General features: G+C 58.5%; 11 protein-coding genes. 6 read left to right on the forward strand and 5 right to left on the reverse strand.

Annotation, left to right across the window (positions count from 1 at the left end; genetic code table 11):
- Nucleotides 1-127 precede the first annotated feature (127 nt).
- Nucleotides 128-1,144 (reverse strand): potassium channel family protein, encoded by a 1,017-nt coding sequence (locus tag SH410x_RS14475; RefSeq protein WP_473677176.1) that lies wholly within the window; start codon nucleotides 1,142-1,144, stop codon nucleotides 128-130.
- 470 nt (nucleotides 1,145-1,614) lie between these two features.
- Between SH410x_RS14475 and SH410x_RS14480 the strand changes: the two genes are divergently transcribed.
- On the forward strand, nucleotides 1,615-2,892 hold the full coding sequence (locus tag SH410x_RS14480; protein ID WP_473677177.1) for a sodium:calcium antiporter: 1,278 nt from the start codon (nucleotides 1,615-1,617) through the stop codon (nucleotides 2,890-2,892).
- A 1,505-nt stretch (nucleotides 2,893-4,397) separates the two neighbouring features.
- Here the strand turns inward: SH410x_RS14480 and SH410x_RS14485 are convergent.
- The 3 genes from SH410x_RS14485 to rny form a co-directional block, all read right to left on the reverse strand.
- On the reverse strand, nucleotides 4,398-5,687 hold the full coding sequence (locus tag SH410x_RS14485) for a 6-phosphofructokinase (protein ID WP_473677178.1): 1,290 nt from the start codon (nucleotides 5,685-5,687) through the stop codon (nucleotides 4,398-4,400).
- 97 nt (nucleotides 5,688-5,784) lie between these two features.
- Complete coding sequence (locus SH410x_RS14490) at nucleotides 5,785-6,780, reverse strand: sugar phosphate isomerase/epimerase family protein (RefSeq protein WP_473677179.1); 996 nt, start codon at nucleotides 6,778-6,780, stop codon at nucleotides 5,785-5,787.
- Between the two features lie 215 nt (nucleotides 6,781-6,995).
- The gene (rny, locus tag SH410x_RS14495) at nucleotides 6,996-8,564 is read right to left on the reverse strand and encodes a ribonuclease Y (RefSeq protein ID WP_473677314.1); all 1,569 of its coding nucleotides are present in this window, start codon (nucleotides 8,562-8,564) and stop codon (nucleotides 6,996-6,998) included.
- 1,167 nt (nucleotides 8,565-9,731) lie between these two features.
- Here rny and SH410x_RS14500 point away from each other — a divergent pair.
- On the forward strand, nucleotides 9,732-11,057 hold the full coding sequence (locus SH410x_RS14500; RefSeq protein ID WP_473677180.1) for a DEAD/DEAH box helicase: 1,326 nt from the start codon (nucleotides 9,732-9,734) through the stop codon (nucleotides 11,055-11,057).
- Between the two features lie 5 nt (nucleotides 11,058-11,062).
- Nucleotides 11,063-12,259, forward strand: a complete 1,197-nt coding sequence (locus SH410x_RS14505) for a M20 family metallopeptidase (RefSeq protein ID WP_473677181.1) — start codon at nucleotides 11,063-11,065, stop codon at nucleotides 12,257-12,259.
- A gap of 207 nt (nucleotides 12,260-12,466) precedes the next feature.
- On the opposite strand, the gene SH410x_RS14510 is transcribed toward SH410x_RS14505, so the two are convergent.
- Nucleotides 12,467-13,321 (reverse strand): hypothetical protein, encoded by an 855-nt coding sequence (locus SH410x_RS14510; protein ID WP_473677182.1) that lies wholly within the window; start codon nucleotides 13,319-13,321, stop codon nucleotides 12,467-12,469.
- Between the two features lie 1,454 nt (nucleotides 13,322-14,775).
- Between SH410x_RS14510 and SH410x_RS14515 the strand changes: the two genes are divergently transcribed.
- From SH410x_RS14515 to SH410x_RS14525, 3 genes are all read left to right on the forward strand, one after another.
- A complete protein-coding gene (locus SH410x_RS14515) occupies nucleotides 14,776-17,148 on the forward strand; it encodes a hypothetical protein (protein ID WP_473677183.1) in 2,373 nt (790 codons plus the stop codon).
- 262 nt (nucleotides 17,149-17,410) lie between these two features.
- Nucleotides 17,411-18,139 carry a 2,3-diphosphoglycerate-dependent phosphoglycerate mutase gene (gene gpmA / locus SH410x_RS14520; protein WP_473677184.1) on the forward strand — a complete coding sequence of 243 codons (729 nt, stop codon included), beginning with the start codon at nucleotides 17,411-17,413 and terminating at the stop codon, nucleotides 18,137-18,139.
- 183 nt (nucleotides 18,140-18,322) lie between these two features.
- Nucleotides 18,323-18,481, forward strand: a complete 159-nt coding sequence (locus SH410x_RS14525; RefSeq protein WP_473677185.1) for a hypothetical protein — start codon at nucleotides 18,323-18,325, stop codon at nucleotides 18,479-18,481.
- Nucleotides 18,482-18,485 lie beyond the last annotated feature (4 nt).

The raw sequence follows: 18,485 nt of genomic DNA on the forward strand, positions 1-18,485 counted from the left end.
CAACGTCCCGAGCATATCCGTTCATGGCCGTCGGCCCTGAACGTGGTGGGGTTCCGGAATTTCAGTTGAAATTCCGCCCCTTCGATTGGTCGACTCCGGTTCAATGGCAAGTCTTGATCGGAGCTCGCTAAAGAAGGCTTTTGCGGAATGCTGCGATGTCTCGGTGGTGCCCCATGACAAGAATGATGTCGGCATCGTCGAGGCAGTAGGACGCATTCGGGTTGAACATCAACTGACCATCGCTCGACTTGATCGCGACCGGTAGCAAATTGAAGTTCCGGTGAATATCAAGATCGGCGATCGTAGTACCGATAAACGGCGTTCCGGGCGCGAGAGAAATCTCGTCTAACTCAACGTCTTCGAGGTCCGCTTCGGTGACCAAGTCAATCAGCTCTGCCGTGGCGGGGCGCGTGACCATGCGTGAGATCCGCTGCGCGCTCAGGACGGTCGGCATGACCACGCGATTCGCTCCCGCTTGACGTAGTTTTGACTCCGTCGACGGCTGCTCGGCACGAGCAACGATCTGCAGTTTTGAATTGAGATTGCGTGCCGTCAATGTAATGAAGACATTTTCCGCGTCGCTGGGCAATACGGTAATCAGCGTTGATGCGCGCTCGATGCCCGCTCGCCGCAGGACATCGTCATCCGTCGCATCGCCATGCACGCTGACAAATCCCATGGTCTGCAACCCCTCGTTGAGTATGACATCCGTGTCAATGATCACGACGGGGCGCCCTTGATGCCGAAGATCCTCGGCCAAAGTGCTGCCCATCCGACCAAAGCCGCAAATGATCACGTGCCGGCTCATGTGTTCCAGTTCTTGGCTCATTCTTCGATCCCCTAAAAGTCGGTTCAATTCGCCCGCCAACATCAGCTGAATGAAACCACCAATGGTGTATACCGCGGCCGAAATCCCCATCAAAATGACCAAGACGGTCCACATCTGAACCCGTGGCGGCAGCGAGCTGTGCTCGCCGTATCCAACCGTGGAGATGGTGATCACCACGATCCACAGCGACTCGGTCCACGAATAGTCGCCAAGCAATCGGTAACCGATCACTGAGACGACAAAGATCACGCTCAGTACCGCAGCCCCCCGCAGGATGCGTCGCAAGGGTGATTCGGACGAGGGGCGAGGCAGCATCAGGCTGGAGACTTGTTCAGCGGCGCGGAGTCGTTTGGGCTCAATCGTAGCGTAGGAACTGACATATCGCGACCAGATCCTCCATTCGCCGATTATCTGACATGCTCGTTAACAAACAGCACTCGGTGAGAATACCGACCGGGCGTCAGGGTTCGCAATCCCGCAGAAACGATCCCTGCGAGGTATCTCAAGAGCATTTTGATTTCGCGAGCCCTGATACGACACCAGTGAGCATCGCGGTTAGAAGAGCCGACGTAGGTACGCTCGCCAAAGCGTGGGCCCCCACCGTCTCGCGGCACTAGCGACGCGAGAATTTGTCACCTGTTTGTTCGCGCAACTCGACGTTGGCCCTTGATGCGATTGTGGCTAAACACCGCAGGGCGATCTGAATTGACAGCTTCCAGCAGGCTGGTAACTTGTCATCCCACGCCAACTTGGTGCCGCCGTATCCGTCGCGTTTTTGGATTTCCATGGGTATTTTGATTCCGCTGATATTGATTTCCTTCACGTGCCTGTTGATTTGGCGAGCCTGCGATGGGTTTGAGGTTGCGTCGAAGTATATCGGTCGCAACATGTCTGAAGGGGTACGGGGTGGTACGATCAACGCGATCTCCAGCTCCGTACCTGAATTGTGCACCACGCTGATCGCTCTGTTCGTGTTGTCCGATCGAGATGGGTTTGCAATCGGCATTGGGACGACTGCCGGCAGCGCCATGTTCAACGGGATGATCATTCCAGCCGCATGTATCTTGACCGTCATCGGGTCAGTGATCATGGGTGTCAAGGTGGCGACGGTCCAAGTCTCGACGAAGGTGCTGCTGCGTGACGGATTGTCGCTAATCTTCTGCGAGTTCGTCTTGATCTTGCTCATCAACGGCGAGCAACTCCATTGGTGGCAGGGATTGGTGTTGATCGGTTTGTACGTTGCCTATTTTGGTTTCATGTTGCTATCGATGAAGAAGGAAACTGGACCGAAGAAAGACGACGAGCCAATCGACGACGAAGCCGATGAGGGGCCGCGTGGGCTGATGGGCAGTTTGTTCTACTGGCTGTCGCTCGGGCCGCTGCTCGATTTAGAGCGCCTGTTTGTCCGCAGTAAACAACGTCAACAGATTGCCAACGAAACGTGGAACGGGTGGCCGTTGCTTTTGTCATCCACGGCGATCATTGGCGCGGCCTGTTGGCTACTCGTCGAGGCCTGCGAGTGGCTGGGCACTGGCAGCGTGGAATCCCCTCACTACACGCTCTTTGGTACCGAACTAACGGGGCTGGGCATGCCGCCCATGTTTGTCGCGGTCATTTTCGCGTCAATGGCCACGAGCGTCCCGGACTTGGTGATGTCGATTCGCGATGCGCGCGATGGCGACTACGACGATGCAGTCGCCAACGCACTGGGCAGCAATATCTTCGATATCTGTTTCGCTCTCGGCTTCCCGCTGTTTCTGTTCACACTGATCCATGGACCGATCGAGATGTCAGCGGAGATTGCGGCCGAAAGTGGAGAGCTGCGACTGTTGCTCTTGGCACTGACTATCATCAGCTTTTTCATTTACTACGTCGGCCGGCGCGGCACCACAGCAGAAGGTGTGCCCTACGTGGAGATGGGACGCGGCAAAGCACTCCTCCTACTCGCAATCTACATCGCCTTCGTGCTGTATATCGTCTGCCGTAGCGAAAGCTTCGCCACTGCGGAGTCGCTCTCAGCGTTCCTGCAAAGCCTGCTGACAAGGTTGCCATCGTACGGATAGCACGTGGTTGTCATGCTCAAGCAGCGATGATCGCCCAGTCGATCGAGTGAGCCGAGTCGCGTGAGCGGCCGGGTGTCACGCGTGGTACCCGATGCCTTACGGCATTCGGCTCAGTAGCGCCGGCGGGAACTTGATTCAGTCAACGGGGGCTGTTGGCTTTTTTGAGCCGAGTCGCGTGAGCGGCCGGGTATCACGCGCGGTACCCGATGCCTCACGGCATTCGGCTCAGTAGCGCCGGCCGGAGCTCGATTCAATCAACGGGGGCTGTTGGTTTTTTGAGCCGAGTCGCGTGAGCGGCCGGGTATCACGCGCGGTATCCGATGCCTCACGGCATTCGGCTCAGTAGCACCGGCCGGAGTTTGATTCAATCGACGGGGCTGTTGGTTTTTTGAGCCGAGTCGCGTGAGCGGCCGGGTATCACGCGCGGTACCCGATGCCTCACGGCATTCGGCTCAGTAGCGCCGGCCGGAGCTTGATGCAATCAACGGGGGCTGTTGGTTTTTTGAGCCGAGTCGCGTGAGCGGCCGGGTGTCGTGCGCGGTACCCGATGCCTCACGGCATTCGGCTCAGTAGCGCCGGCCGGAGCTCGATTCAATCAACGGGGGCCGTTGGCTTTTTTGAGCCGAGTCGCGTGAGCGGCCGGGTGTCGTGCGCGGTACCCGATGCCTCACGGCATTCGGCTCAGTAGCGCCGGCCGGAGCTTGATGCAATCAACGGGGGCTGTTGGTTTTTTGAGCCGAGTCGCGTAAGCGGCCGGGTGTCGTGCGCAGTACCCGATGCCTCACGGCATTCGGCTCAGTAGCGCCGGCCGGAGCTCGATGCAATCGACGGGGCTGTTGGTTTTTTGAGCCGAGTCGCGTGAGCGGCCGGGTGTCGTGCGCGGTACCCGATACCTCACGGCATTCGGCTCAGTAGCGCCGGCCGGAGTTTGATTCAATCAACGGGGGCTGTTGGTTTTTTGAGCCGAGTCGCGTGAGCGGCCGGGTATCACGCGCGGTACCCGATGCCTCACGGCATTCGGCTCAGTAGCGCCGGCCGGAGTTTGATTCAATCAACGGGGCTGTTGGTTTTTTGAGCCGAGTCGCGTGAGCGGCCGGGTGTCGTGCGCGGTACCCGATGCCTCACGGCATTCGGCTCAGTAGCGCCGGCCGGAGCTTGATGCAATCAACGGGGGCTGTTGGTTTTTTGAGCCGAGTCGCGTGAGCGGCCGGGTATCACGCGCGGTACCCGATGCCTTACGGCATTCGGCTCAGTAGCGCCGGCCGGAGCTTGATGCAATCGACGGGGCTGTTGGTTTTTTGAGCCGAGTCGCGTGAGCGGCCGGGTGTCGTGCGCGGTACCCGATGCCTCACGGCATTCGGCTCAGTAGCGCCGGCGGGAGCTTGATTCAGTCAACGGGGGCTGTTGGTTTTTTGAGCCGAGTCGCGTGAGCGGCCGGGTAACGTGCGCGGGTACCCGATGCCTTACGGACGCTCGGCTCAATCGCTCTACCGAAGAACAGTCCGCTAGTTGTCCACGCACGTTTCCAAAAACCGAGCCAAGCGGTGGAAGTCGGAGTTATGCTCGATGAACCGGACTTTAGTCACGAGCGTTTGAGGGTCGACGAGGTCGTCAAAAGGCACGAAGTGCAAGTCGAACTGGCCTGCGACTGAAACCATCACACCGTTGAGTTTCTCCTCGACAAGAGCACGATAGGCTCCCACACCGAGCTGTGAGCCGAGCAACACGTCGTAGGCCTGCGGCGGTGCACAGCGGGCTTCATACCCCATCTGCAGACCATTGACCTTGCGGTACTTGCCCGTCCGTTCGGTGTACCGCTCGCCGATCAAACGCGAAATCAGCGAAGAGAGATTGATCGAGGAAATGTTGATGTGACCATGATCATCGCGGCTGACGCCTTCGAGATACTTCGCCGGCAGGAACTCAGCCATGCCTTCCGCGATCACGATCGTGCCGTAGGGACGACCGTCACGTTCTCTCGCCAGCATCATGTCGACCATCCGGTCGATCACCCGTTCGAGCGCCATGACTTTTCGAGTCGCCCCGGTTTCTGCACTGATGAGTTCTTCATCAGCGAGAGCCCCGGTGATGTCTTCGACGCTGAGCACCATGCTGGCCTCGCCAGCGATCGCGGCCCCATAGGCCAACCATCCCGCACTACGCCCCATGGCTTCGCACAAGAAATAGGCGCGACCGGCGGCCGCATCAAAGTTAAGGTTGCGAATTTCTTCGGCGAGCGTTTCGACCGCGGTGAAAAATCCAAACGTAAAGTCGATTCCCGAGTAATCGTTGTCAATGGTCTTGGGCAGGTGCACGACGGGGAACCGCCGCGCGTCGCGAGGCAAATTATCCTGGAACATTTTTAACTTGTTCGCAGTCTTCAGCGTGTCATCACCGCCGATGGAAATCAACGCATCGATCTCGAGCGAACACAGACCTTCGTACACTCGGCGTAGCGGGGCGACGAGTTCGGGGTCTTTGAGGTGTTCGGGGCTGCTGACGTGCTTGCCTGGGTTCGTTCGCGCGGTCCCGATCATGATGCCACGGCTACTGCGTGCATTGACCAGAGTATCATGCGAAAAACAAATATAGTCTTCACCTTCGCGCAATGGACCCGCGGCGGTGTATTCCGCCAAGCGGCTATAGCCGTGTTTGATCCCAAACACCTGGGCGCCCTCTTCGAGGAACGAAAACGCGGCGGTACTGATGACGGCGTTGGCTGCTGGCGCGGGACCTCCGGCGAACAGAATGGCAACGCGTTTAATGTCGAGATTGTGATGGGCCAGCTCAGGCACGGCGTCACGCTTGTGGTTAGTGGAATTCGGTATTGAACTGCGATGCACGAGATTCTAAGGATTTGCGCTCGCCCGCCAAGATATCTGATTTTTCGAGCTACATGTTGCGAAAGTACTCAACACTCGCAGCGATTTCTTGCTTCGCCGTTGCTGCGGGCATGTCAGAGCGTCCCACGACGAAGGGACCGCGGTAGGGGATGTCTTCCAATTGGCCGAGCAGCGACGGGAAATCCGCGGTTCCTTGACCCACCGGAACGGCAATGCCGCGCCCCGCAGAAAGATCGAGCACACCGTCAACCGCATTGACGATGCGAATCCGATCGCCGAGAGCAGCGACCGCGTCAGCAACGCTGTGCCGGTTCATAATCAATTGACCCGGATTGAGCGCCACGGCGATGTACGACTCCGCACTCGTGTCGATCAGACTGGCCAGATGCGATCCCGGTTCGGTCCCCGTCTCCGCGGCGAAAAACGCGCCCACGCGAGCGCCAAAACGGCCCAAGTCATCGAGCACTTCCCGCATCGTATTCCAGCGTGGGTCGACCTGCTCCGTTTCTCCGGAGGATGACGAATCGCTGTCTGAGGCGGATGAACCGCCATGGGACGAGGCGCCTGCGATCCAGGCCTGGGCTTCGGCAACGCTTAACCCCTCCGGCGGCATCGCGGACCGGATCGCCGTTGATCCGAACGATCCCGTTGATAGCGGTGTCGGCGTCGCGCGGCGATGGGACACCGGTGGCGTCGGAACGGGGCCGATTTGATTGACCACCAAGGGTGCCCCCAAACGGTACGCAGCCCGCATCGCGTCCTTGGTCGCGTCAACACGACGGTCCAGGTTCGGCAGATGATCAAAGCCGAAACGCGTCGGCAAGCGTATCGATGCCACCTGTAGATTCAGATCATCGAGAATCTTTCGTATCGTTCGCACGGCGGTGTCAGAGAGTTCCGACACGTTGAGCAACTGATGACCGCACAGTTCCACGCTGGTCGCTCCCGTGGCGGCAACCCAGCTTAACGTACGTCGCAGTGATGCGGCCGTGGGTGTTTGCTCGCCGAGAGAGTCGACACGTACACCAATCTTGATTTCTGCCATGCTGATCGCCCCTGCTTCGTTAAATGTTTGTCTCGCGAGTTTAGGCGAGTGCTGCACCGAACACTATCGCCCTGAATAAATCCCCACACGTGAATCGGCTCACCACACAGTGCTGGCATCCCCCCGGCAACCGCGAACGCAACGCGTCTGGTGGGGCATGCCGTTGACGGCGGTATTCCCGACGACTGGTGCATGGGTGTTCCATCGAATCCTTTCTATTTGGCCGTGCTAGTGAATCGAGCTTCCCGCACGACCGTGACCTTGATTTCACCAGGATACGTCAGTTCCTTTTCGAAACACAACGCGATGTCCCGGCAGATCGTCGCGGCGCTTTCGTCTGTAATCTGGCCACTGCTCACAATCACCCGGATCTCACGACCTGCGGAAATGGCGTAGGCCTGCTGCACCCCTTCGAATCGATGCGCAATCGACTCGAGTTCTTCCATGCGTTTAACGTAGCGTTCGAGCGATTCACGACGGGCTCCTGGACGGCTGGCACTGCAGGCGTCCGCGGTCGCGACCAGCATCGTGTAGGGGTGTTCGGTGACAACTTCATCATGGTGGCCCCGCGCGGCGTGCACGACTTCGCTGCTTTCCTTGTGCCGTTGCAACAGATCACCACCGATTTTGGGATGGCCGCCTTCGAGTTCATGGTCGGCCGCCTTGCCGATGTCATGCAGCAGCCCCGCGCGGCGAGCAATGTCACCATCCATCCCAATCATCTCGGCAAACATGCCGGACAGGAATGCCACCTCGACACTGTGCCGCAGCACGTTCTGGCTGTACGACGTGCGGAAGTGCAACCTGCCGAGCATCTCGGTTACCCGATCATGCAGCCCCGACACATTGACTTCGGCCGCAGCCTCTTGGCCCTTCTTGATGATGAAGTTCTTGATCTCCTGTGTTGTTTGTTCGACGAGTTCCTCGATCTTCGACGGATGGATACGACCGTCAGCGATCAGCTTCTCCAATGACGAACGAGCGATCTCGCGGCGGACCGGATCGAATCCGCTGACGACGACCACTCCAGGGGTATCGTCGATAATCAAATCCACGCCCGTCGCGGCCTCAAAGGCACGGATGTTTCGGCCATCGCGGCCGATGATGCGACCTTTCATGTCGTCGCTCGGGACGCCGACCGTACTCGTCGTCGTATCGGCGGTGTGCGGCGACGCATATCGCTGCATCGCCGTCAACAACATCTCTCTGGCTTGGTCGTCGACTCGTCGCGACATCTCTCGCTGCTGCTTCAGCACCGCCGAACCGATTTCATGGTCGAGCTCGGTACGCACCGACGCCATCAATTTCGCCGCAGCTTGCTCCTCGCTCATGCCACTGATCTGTTCGAGCGTGCGTTGACTATCCAAGACCAGCCGATCCAGTTCGGCGCGTTCCTCGGTGAGATCACGCATTTGCGCAGCAAGTCGCGTTTGGCTGTTCTCGAGCCCGCGTTGAGCTTTCTGCAACGTTTCCTGGCTAGCTGCGAGCTGATCCTCACGCATATCCAGTTTACGATCTCGCGCCTGCTCCTTTTCCTTCAGCAACGCTACTTCACGCTCGGCCTCCAGTTTGATCGAGATCGCTTTCTCACGCGCTTCGAGCACGATACTTGCGGCCCTCGTCTCCGCATCACGCTGGGACGCTGACAGGAGTGAGGCCGCTTCGCTGCGCAGACGCTCTTCGCGTTGGGTCGCTTGCCGCTTCCCCCAAGCCAGCACAGCAGCGATGCCAAGGATAAAACTGAGTAGACAGTAGAGAATCGTGGTGGCGATTTCTGGATTCATATTGATTTGCGATCCGCCAGCTTTCATCGACGCTTCGCTTGATTCGTTGCATGCCGACCCCGTGAATCGCTTCACGGGCGTGCCCCACACCAGCCCCTTGGCTGCTGCGGAACAGGGTTGTCAGGAAATAGGACCAAATTGTAGGCCACATGGTCGGGAACTTATGCGAGCGAAAAGCGAAGGTGATTCGTCGAACGCACCGAAATCGATGCGCCGCACGAGCGGGAGTTATTTATTGGGAAGAGTGATGGATAAGGGACGCGAAAGGTCTCGCGTCACCTGCGACAGCATACCAGTGCTGCGGGTGTGCTGCGCGGGGGGGCGAGAGCTTGGGCATCCACGGATTGAAAGGAATTGCCCCGGCAAATTGCCCAGTGCTATCGACATTTATCGCGATGCGGCGCCACGGACCACCCGCTCAGATTTTTTTCATTTCACCGCGTGGGCCGTGCCCCACGCTTCCACCGTTGATGTCTCGGTGCGTTGGGCACCGCTCGCAATTCAACGATCATTTAAACGCTTTTACTCAATGACAAAATACGCGGGTGTCAGGGAACGATGCCAGTACTCTGAGACGCCCCAGCGGGCGTGTGCGCTGCGCGACTCGGTGGCGGAGACCACTCGGCTGACAACCCCGATCGGCAAGCCGTTCACACCCCTCCGGCGTCCTTTTTCTCACTTTGGGCTTGGCGTATCCTGTTTGGCGATGTAGAGTTTACCGTCAGTGAACCGTCAAACGGATTGGTGGTTCACTTCCAAAGGTCGATCGGCAACAAGAAATGCAGCCGCTTTAGGCAGCATTTGATCGACCGACGAGAACACGGTGTTGAGCCAAGGTCTCTGCCGCTCGTCTCCCGGTGAACGATTTGTTTACCAACCCGCTGCCAACCGACTCGGTCCTGTCGACCGACCCAGGAAAGCTGCTCCGCGTTTGTGCAAACGGACGCAAACGATTTCGTGACTCTTCTTGTTAGTCCGGAATTTTCGGGAATTCGCGTTGGCGATTTTCCCACAGCTCCCCCTTGAACGCACGAACGATCCAGAATCGCTCCGTTCGTTCTCGCTCGCAGTTCGTGTTGGTACGTTTTTCTCCGCAGCCGGTTTCGTGCTGCCCGTCTAGACATGCAGGCCGCGAGTGACTCACTCATACTTGAAAAAGCAACTCTCTTGAAGAATTTCGAATCTATCGACCTTTACGCTCCCCTCAAAAAAGCACTCGCCGAACAAGACTACGTCACACCGACGCCAATCCAAGCTCAAGCCATCCCGGCCGCTGTGGCCGGACAAGACATTCTCGGATGCGCTCAAACCGGCACCGGGAAAACCGCTGCCTTCGCGCTACCGATCCTTGACTTTTTGGGTCACGAGAAACCACGTGCCGCTGCGAACCGCCCGACAACGCTCGTCCTGGCACCGACCCGCGAACTGGCGATTCAAATCGGTGACAGTTTTCGCCGCTACGGCAAGCACATGAAGTTCCATTCCGTCTTGGTCTATGGCGGTGTCGGGCAGGCTGGCCAGGTCAACTCGATGCGTAAAGGCGTCGACGTACTGATCGCGACGCCAGGACGCTTGATCGACCTGATGGACCAAGGGCACATCAATCTTCGCGACGTGCAAGTGTTCGTGCTCGACGAAGCCGACCGGATGCTCGACATGGGTTTCATGCCAGCACTGAAAAAAATCATTGCGGCGTTACCCGAACAACGACAATCAATGTTCTTCTCCGCAACACTCGCGCCTAAAATTCGGGAACTGGCCAACAGCCTGTTGTTCAATCCGATGTCGATCAACGTGACGCCGAAGAAGACGAGCGTCGAGTTAATCGAACAACGCTTGCGAATCGTGCGACGTGATAACAAAGTCTCGTCACTGACCGATCTCCTGCTCAGCAAAGACGTGACACGCTCGATCGTCTTCACACGCACCAAACACGGTGCCAATTCACTGGTGAAAAAACTCGACAAGAGCGGCATCCAAGCTGTGGCGATCCACGGAAACAAAACACAGAATGCTCGCCAGAAAGCACTCGACGCTTTTCGTAACGATCGCATCAACGTGCTCGTCGCCACCGACGTCGCCGCACGCGGTATCGATATCGATGGCATCAGTCACGTGATCAATTACGACATGCCCGTTGAACCAGAGAGCTACGTACACCGCATCGGTCGTACCGGCCGCGCCGGCGCCGATGGAATCGCCATTTCGTTCTGTACCGGCGATGAACGCGGTGAACTCAGCGCGATCGAAAGTTTGATCGGTCAAAAGCTCAAAGTCGAAAACCCCGAAGAACGCTTTGAACCCGCCTCGAATGCACCCAAGGGTCGCGGTCAAGGTGGCGGTCGTGGCCAAGGTGGCGGACGATCCGGAGGCGGTCGTTCAGGCGGCGAGAGTCGCTCCAACGGCGGACAATCACGGCGTGGGTCCACCAGCGGAGGCGCCAAGAACTCCTTCCCTCGTAACAAGAAGCCAGGCCGACACGCCTCGGTGTGAGGATCATGACCCGCGTTACCGATTACCTTTCGCAGCTCATCTCGCTCGACACTGTCAGCAGCCGCAGCAACGAGACGATTTCCGATCTCGTTGCGAACTGGCTGGAAGAGCTTCGGTTCGACGTCGAGCGGACGAGCTATCGGGATGCGCGAGGAGTGCTCAAGTGCAACCTCGTCGCCCGGCGAGGCCCGGTTGCCGGTACACCATCTTCGGTTGCCAGTACACCGTCGACGCACAGCGGCAAGTCCCAACGCGGCTTGGCATATTTCTGCCACACCGATACCGTTCCAGCAGATCGTTGGAGCGGGCCAGGCGGTGACCCATTTGTCGCGACCGCCGATGGCACGCGCATTTACGGCCGCGGAGCCTGCGACATGAAAGGATCGCTCGCCGCGATGCTTACTGCCGCTGCAAGCATGGATCTTGCCGTCCAGACCAGCCCACTGTGGATCGTCTGCACTGCGGATGAAGAGGTCGGTTTCGAAGGCGCTCGATACCTCGCGGACCAGTCCACTGCATACGCAGAGATTTCGGCCGTCGATCCGCCGTGCATCATCGGCGAGCCCACTGGACTGCGCGTGATTCACGCACACAAGGGAATCGTCGGGCTACGGGTTGTCTCATCGGGCCAAGCGGCGCACAGCAGCACCAACTGTGGCGTCAATGCCAACGTCGCCATGGTGCCGATGCTGCAAACCCTGTATGAGATCAACGAACGCTGCCAAGCGGATCCGAAACTACGTAACCCCATGTTCGATCCACCCACGCTGACGTGGAATTTTGGCGTCAGCGATGGCATGGACGCAGTCAATATCGTCCCCGATCAATGCACCGCCTGGGCCAGCTTCCGAACCATGCCAGGCGTGGACGGAAGTGAACTGCTCACTGAAATTCAGCAACGAGCAGACGAACTCGGACTCGCGTTCAAGCTGTTTCCCGGTGGCGAACCAATGCAAACCCCCGCCGACGCCCAGTGCGTGGGGGACCTCTGTGAATTAGCAAGACCGTTCATCGGTGAGAACCAACCCGAAGCAGTCTGCTACGCCACAGATGCCTGCGCACTCGACGGTCTCAGCCAACGCATGGTATGCGGGCCTGGGGAAATTGCCCAAGCACACACCGTCAACGAGTTCATCGAAATCGATCAACTCGACAAAGGTGTGCGACTTTACGAATCGGCCATTCGCCACTGGTGCGTTTAGCCACCGCATCCGCGATGGGTGAACCGCAGTCCGTAGCAGGTGCTTGATCGTCTTGCACAATTGAAAGAGGCCGGTATCTGTATGGATACGCAACGCAGGTCGGCATCGGATCGATTCGACCGAAGTAAAATGGACTGACACACCGGTGCTCAATGGCAACACTCATGAGCAGCCCTGCCCGTCACCGATTTTCTCGCCAGTCGACGCTCACTCTGGCCGAAATCGCGGCAACTCCGTTTGGGGCCTCGGTTGTGGCGTGAGGGACTTCGATTTCGGTTGAAAATTCAATTCGGGGATTTGCGTCGGTGACGGAATAATGGATCGCGGCGCAGGCGCCTCGCCGCCCACCCGTTGCAGTTGATCAAGGAACGCCTGCAACTTCCAGTGCGTCTGGGTCCTGGTCGCGACACATAGTAGTTTTTTGTGCTTCATCGGGATCAACTGGATAGTTGAGGTCCCTCCCAATCTTTCCCAGTCGTCTGGTTCGATAACGGTTTCAATCGTATCGATCAAAAACTTCATCGCGACCAGCTTTTGATGAGGATCACCACCACCGGCGAGCGTCGACGCGTCATAGATCCGGACCGCGAGGTTGTCCTCCGCGTCGTACTGCGTAGTGATGCTGACGACACCGTGCCGAACCTCAATCACGCAATCGATCTGCTTCAGTGCCGCAAGTGCCTGGACGAGCAACGGTTTCGGCAAAGTCCCCAGCTGAAATTGAATCTCCACATCGCGCCCGACGCCGAATTCTTCGAGCGCGTGCCAGTCCATTTCGATCGGGCAGATGGGCGAGAGAGAGTCCACCCAGTCATCCAACGCAATACGAGTGGCAATCGGCGTGTACGGCTGGCATAGCTTTGCCCAAATCGCTTGTTCTTGTACCCGCGTCATCGCCGCGTCGACCGGCCACGATTCAATCACCGTATCGAGAATCGGAATTTTGGATGTCGGCGACGGCACCTCCGCATCCTGCCCGTGGCACTCGTTGACCAGGAACAGAACTAAAATCAGCCCCAAGCCAAATGAAGGCTGAGCAGCGTTTAAGGGCAAATAGTTCATTGATTGTTCGCTCAGGCAAGTTGATTGGACGAGGGACGATAGGAACACGACCTAACAGCCGGTTGATTTGTTGAGCCGAGTCGCGTAAGCGGCCGGGTATCACGCGCGGTACCCGATGCCTCACGGCATTCGGCTCAACAGCGCCAGCCCAAGCTCCATTCTACCAACGGGGCTGTTGGTTTTCTGAGCCGAGTCGCATAAGCGGCCGGGTAACACGCGCGGCACCCGATGCCTCACGGCATTCGGCTCAACAGCGCAGGCCCAAGCCCCATTCTACCAACGAGGCTGTTGGTTTTCTGAGCCGAGTCGCGTAAGCGGCCGGGTATCACGCGCGGCACCCGATGCCTCTCAACAGCGCCAGCCCAAGCTCCATTCTACCAACGGCGCTGTTGGTTTTCTGAGCCGAGTCGCGTAAGCGGCCGGGTATCACGCGCGGCACCCGTTGCCTCACGGCATTCGGCTCAACAGCGCCAGCCCAAGCTCCATTCTACCAACGGGGCTGTTGGCTTTTTGAGCCGAGTCGCGTAAGCGGCCGGGTATCACGCGCGGCACCCGATGCCTCACGGCATTCGGCTCAACAGCGACGGCCCATGCTCCATTCGACCAACGGCGCTGTTGGTTTTTCTGAGCCGAGTCGCGTAAGCGGCCGAGTATCACGCGCGGCACCCGATGCCTCACGGCATTCGGCTCAACAGCGCAGGCCCATGCTCCATTCTACCAACGGCGCTGTTGGCTTTTTGAGCCGAGTCGCGTAAGCGGCCGGGTATCACGCGCGGTACCCGATGCCTCTCAACAGCGCAGGCCCAAGCCCCATTCTACCAACGGGGCTGTTGGTTTTTTGAGCCGAGTCGCGTAAGCGGCCGGGTACCACGCGCGGCACCCGTTGCCTCACGGCATTCGGCTCAACAGCGCCAGCCCAAGCTCCATTCTACCAACGGGGCTGTTGGCTTTTTGAGCCGAGTCGCGTAAGCGGCCGGGTATCATGCGCGGTACCCGATGCCTCACGGCATTCGGCTCAACAGCGCCAGCCCATGCTCCATTCTACCAACGAGGCTGTTGGCTTTCTGAGCCGAGTCGCGTAAGCGGCCGGGTATCACGCGCGGTACCCGATGCCTCTCAACAGCGCCAGCCCAAGCCCCATTCTACCAACGGGGCTGTTGGCTTTTTGAGCCGAGTCGCGTAAGCGGCCGGGTATCACGTGCGGTACCCGATGCCTCACGGCATTCGGCTCAACAGCGCCAGCCCAAGCTCCATTCTACCAACGAGCCTGTTGGTTTTTTGAGCCGAGTCGCGTAAGCGGCCGGGTACCATGCGCGGTACCCGATGCCTCACGGCATTCGGCTCAAAGAATCAACGTGCCGCTAGGGCCCGTTTAACCCACCCGGCACCCCCGCGTAATGAAGCATGCCATTGAGGGGGCCGGTCGCTCATGCCCCGCTGAAAACTCGACTACAATGAATGACGCTCAACCGTTCGCTCGCAATGCTGAGACCATTCAGATGAACCGTCTTTTCTGCTGCTTTCTTTCTCTGCTGTTCATGCCCGCGCTGTGGGCCGAGGAACCTACCGCCACCGGCTCGCCCCCGACCGCCACCGCCGTTGCCCCGAGCCTTGTCGAGCTGAAACTCTCATCCGTTACGTTGCATGCAGCGGGCAAGGGATGGTTCGAGTACTCGGGCACCGTCGATGGGTCAGGCAAATTTGCCGTCGACGTGGGGACCTTCGAGGTCGACGAAGCGATCCGCGTCTCACGGCTGACTGACCCCGCCGGCGCGGGCGAAATTCGCTTGGCCGCGGCGACCGACCCCATCCAGCCTGCTCCGCTCGTGCCTGATACGCGGACACTCGGGAACCTACTGTTGACGATGAAGGGCCAGCCGATTGTTGCTACGATGCGTGACGGCCAGAGCATCAATGGCCGCCTCGTCGCAATCGAACAGAGGAGCGATCGCGTGGGCGACGTGAGTGAAGACCGCGAATACATGACCATACTCACCGGCGAAGGATTTCAGACGGCACTCGTCAACGACGCCGCATCCATTCGCTCTACGGACGAGGCGTTCAACGAACGACTGGCCGAGACTCTCTCCGACCTGGCCCACACCAATGATTTACCCTCCAGTCAAATTGAGTTTGTATTTGCGAAGGGCGACAAACGCAAAGTCTCCGTCGGTGTCATGCGCCGCGTGCCGATGTGGAAAATCAGCTACCGGATCGAAGCGGGAAAGCTGATCCATCGCAGTATCGTCGACAACACTTCGGGCACCGATTGGTCCAACGTGGACCTGCGACTCATTGACGGCAACCCGGTCCTGTTCGCGATGGACATGCACTCGGTCGCACGAGCTGAACTTCGTCGCGTCGATCGACCAGAAAGTCACGTCGCCCTGGCACCCTCGTTTGGCGAATCGCTCAGCCGTGACGTTGGGTCGCTCAACGGTGCACTACAGCCCTCCGTTGACAATGGCTACGACGGCGCCGCCGATGCAGCATTCATGGAGGACGGAATGATGATGGGCATGGGCGGTATGGGAGGCGGCATGGGCGGTATGGGAGGCGGCTCGTTTGGCGGTGGCGGCATCCCAAGGCGAACGAATTCTCAATCCAGCCCGCTCGATACCGATCCCACCTCTGCCATGAACCATGTCTTGGCCGAAACGCAGAACGCACCGGCCGGCAGCACGCTGGCACTGAATTTTAACAACGTCGATTTGCGCAGCGGCGAGACAGCACTGCTCGATACCGTCGTCTCGCCAATCACGATGGACGATGTCTCCGTCTACCGCCAATCCTATCATCCAACGGCCACGCTACTCTGTCTAGAAATCCAGAACAATACGCCCTCGTTGTTACCGTCAGGCCCCCTCAGCGTTCTTGCCGGTGACCAGCAACGGGCAATTTTGGGTGAGCTGGTTCTGCCCGCCCTCGGCCCCCAATCCAAGCGACTGGTGGGCTATGCCATCGACGGCGGAGTGCGTGTCACGACTTCGCCCACCATCACGAAATCCGAAACCCAGGGCCTCGCGATCAATCGAGAACTGCACCATATCAAAATCGAGACCCTGCACCAAAAAACAACGGCTTATGAGTTCCTCAACCGCTCCGGAGAAAACCGAACGGTCATCCTCGAGTTCCCCACCCCCAACCCACCATTCCAATGGGTGCACGACGATGAAAGTGAGGTCATTTACGAACGTGCTGACCCGTTTGATCGCGTGCGATTCTCACTGGACAATGGACGAACCGAAACGTACACGATTGCCCATGAACATACCGCGACGGATACCAAAGAGTGGGGGACCGTCGCGGCAGTACAACTCGAAGCATGGATCGCCAACCCTCAGTGGGACGATCCACTGAAGTCCACGCTGACGGACATTCTCGAATCACGACGGAAACTCGACGAAACAAATGAGCTGCTCGCTGCGTTGCTCGCGACGCGAAACCAACTGCTCAGCGAAATCGCTCGCATTACCGGTCAGTTGGAACGACGCTACCAAGGCGCGTCACTGCCCAAGGAACTCACGTCTCGCTACCAAACGCGTCTCATCGAGCTCGAAAATCAACGCGAGAAATCGGAGCAGCGCATGCAAAGCCTGGCCGTCACGCGACGAACATGGATGGAGAAGCTCGGCATGGATCCCAAGTTGCCGCCCGAACTGCTACCGCTGCGAGGATTCGTCATCGATACGAAACTGATCCCCGCCGACATGCCGGACGTGATCCAGCCCACCAACGACGCCGAGGCCGGCCGACAATCGGGCGTTGTCGATCCATTCGCACCCTTCAACGGTGACGCTCCCAACGATCCGTTCGGAGACCAATAGTGTGGCTCACCGGACCGCAGGGTACGCTGAAATGGTTTCGGGATACTGGCTGCTTCGGCGTTGGCTGCTGCTCTTTATGGAACAAGCGGCGAACGCGAAACCGGCCAATGAGGTTGCGGGGATTGCATGCCCCAGAGCTATTTCAACCGCTTTTCTCTTTTGCAGATCGCCTAGTTCGACAACGACGGCCCCGGAAAGTCTCACGCCTCGAAAGAGTTGGACACCAACGGTGACTGCATCCTCAAACGACTTGTTTTGATCAATGAGCGATTCCTCACAAAAGACGCTCGTGCTGCTACGCCATGGGCAAAGCGAATGGAACCTGCAAAATCGGTTTACCGGTTGGACCGACGTTGGGCTGTCCGAGCAGGGACGTTCCGAAGCGATTGATGCGGGACGACGTCTGGCCGAAGAAGGAATGCATTTCGACATCGCCTTCACATCGGTGTTGAAGCGGGCAATCAAGACGCTGTGGCTGGTACTCGAAGATATGGATCAGATGTGGATCCCCGTCGAGCGTAGCTGGAGGCTCAACGAACGGCACTACGGAGCCCTGCAGGGTGAGTACAAGGACGAAATGGCAGAGCGGGTTGGCAAAGAGCAAGTTCATCGCTGGCGGCGCAGTTTCGATGTTCGTCCGCCCGCGTTAAGCGAGGATGACGCGAGGTTTCCGGCGCGAGACCCACGCTATGCTGCCTTGCGACATGATCAGCTGCCATCTTGCGAAAGCCTGAAAGACACCATTGAACGCGTGCTGCCGTACTGGCACCACACGATCGTTCCAGCGTTTGATACCTCCGATTGCATTTTGGTCGTCGCCCACGGCAACACGCTGCGTGCGATGATTAAATATCTCGACGACCTCTCCGATGATGAGATCGTTCAACTCGATATTCCAACGGGCGTTCCCATCATCATTCCCGTCAACGATGCGATCAAGCCGATATCGCATCAACACAAAGAGTTGTTCTCGGTGATGCCGCCGTCGTGACCATCTCATCGTGTTTTGCTCGAGCAATCAATGGGGAGGCATGACACGCCCCGTTCCACATCGCTGTACGATTTTTTCGGTTCTCGATAAACTGGTAGACTGATTGGAGTCCGAGTCCGGCGAATGACCACCCACGCAGAAGGTCGGCATCACCCATCTCACCGGAGCAGCAAGGTGCACCTGATGCCCAACACACAGCCACCGATGCCAAAGAGAGACGCAGCGGCGAACCCGACGCCGCACGCGAGTGGATGGAAGGTGACCGCCGACCATGTCGTCAACAAGGATGCGTCGGCGACGCTACGCCCTGCCGGTCCAGCGATCGAGGGTACACACCGATGAACAG

The organism is Rhodopirellula sp. SH410, from assembly GCF_055811895.1.

What these genes read in the sequence shown, in the direction of transcription:
- SH410x_RS14505 (WP_473677181.1), top strand. Translation starts at nt 11,063, where the DNA reads ATGACCCGCGTTACCGATTACCTTTCGCAGCTCATCTCGCTCGACACT.
- gpmA (WP_473677184.1), top strand. Translation starts at nt 17,411, where the DNA reads ATGAGCGATTCCTCACAAAAGACGCTCGTGCTGCTACGCCATGGGCAA.
- SH410x_RS14510 (WP_473677182.1), bottom strand. Translation starts at nt 13,321, where the DNA reads ATGAACTATTTGCCCTTAAACGCTGCTCAGCCTTCATTTGGCTTGGGG.
- SH410x_RS14490 (WP_473677179.1), bottom strand. Translation starts at nt 6,780, where the DNA reads ATGGCAGAAATCAAGATTGGTGTACGTGTCGACTCTCTCGGCGAGCAA.
- SH410x_RS14525 (WP_473677185.1), top strand. Translation starts at nt 18,323, where the DNA reads ATGCCCAACACACAGCCACCGATGCCAAAGAGAGACGCAGCGGCGAAC.
- SH410x_RS14475 (WP_473677176.1), bottom strand. Translation starts at nt 1,144, where the DNA reads ATGCTGCCTCGCCCCTCGTCCGAATCACCCTTGCGACGCATCCTGCGG.
- SH410x_RS14515 (WP_473677183.1), top strand. Translation starts at nt 14,776, where the DNA reads ATGAATGACGCTCAACCGTTCGCTCGCAATGCTGAGACCATTCAGATG.
- SH410x_RS14480 (WP_473677177.1), top strand. Translation starts at nt 1,615, where the DNA reads ATGGGTATTTTGATTCCGCTGATATTGATTTCCTTCACGTGCCTGTTG.
- rny (WP_473677314.1), bottom strand. Translation starts at nt 8,564, where the DNA reads ATGAATCCAGAAATCGCCACCACGATTCTCTACTGTCTACTCAGTTTT.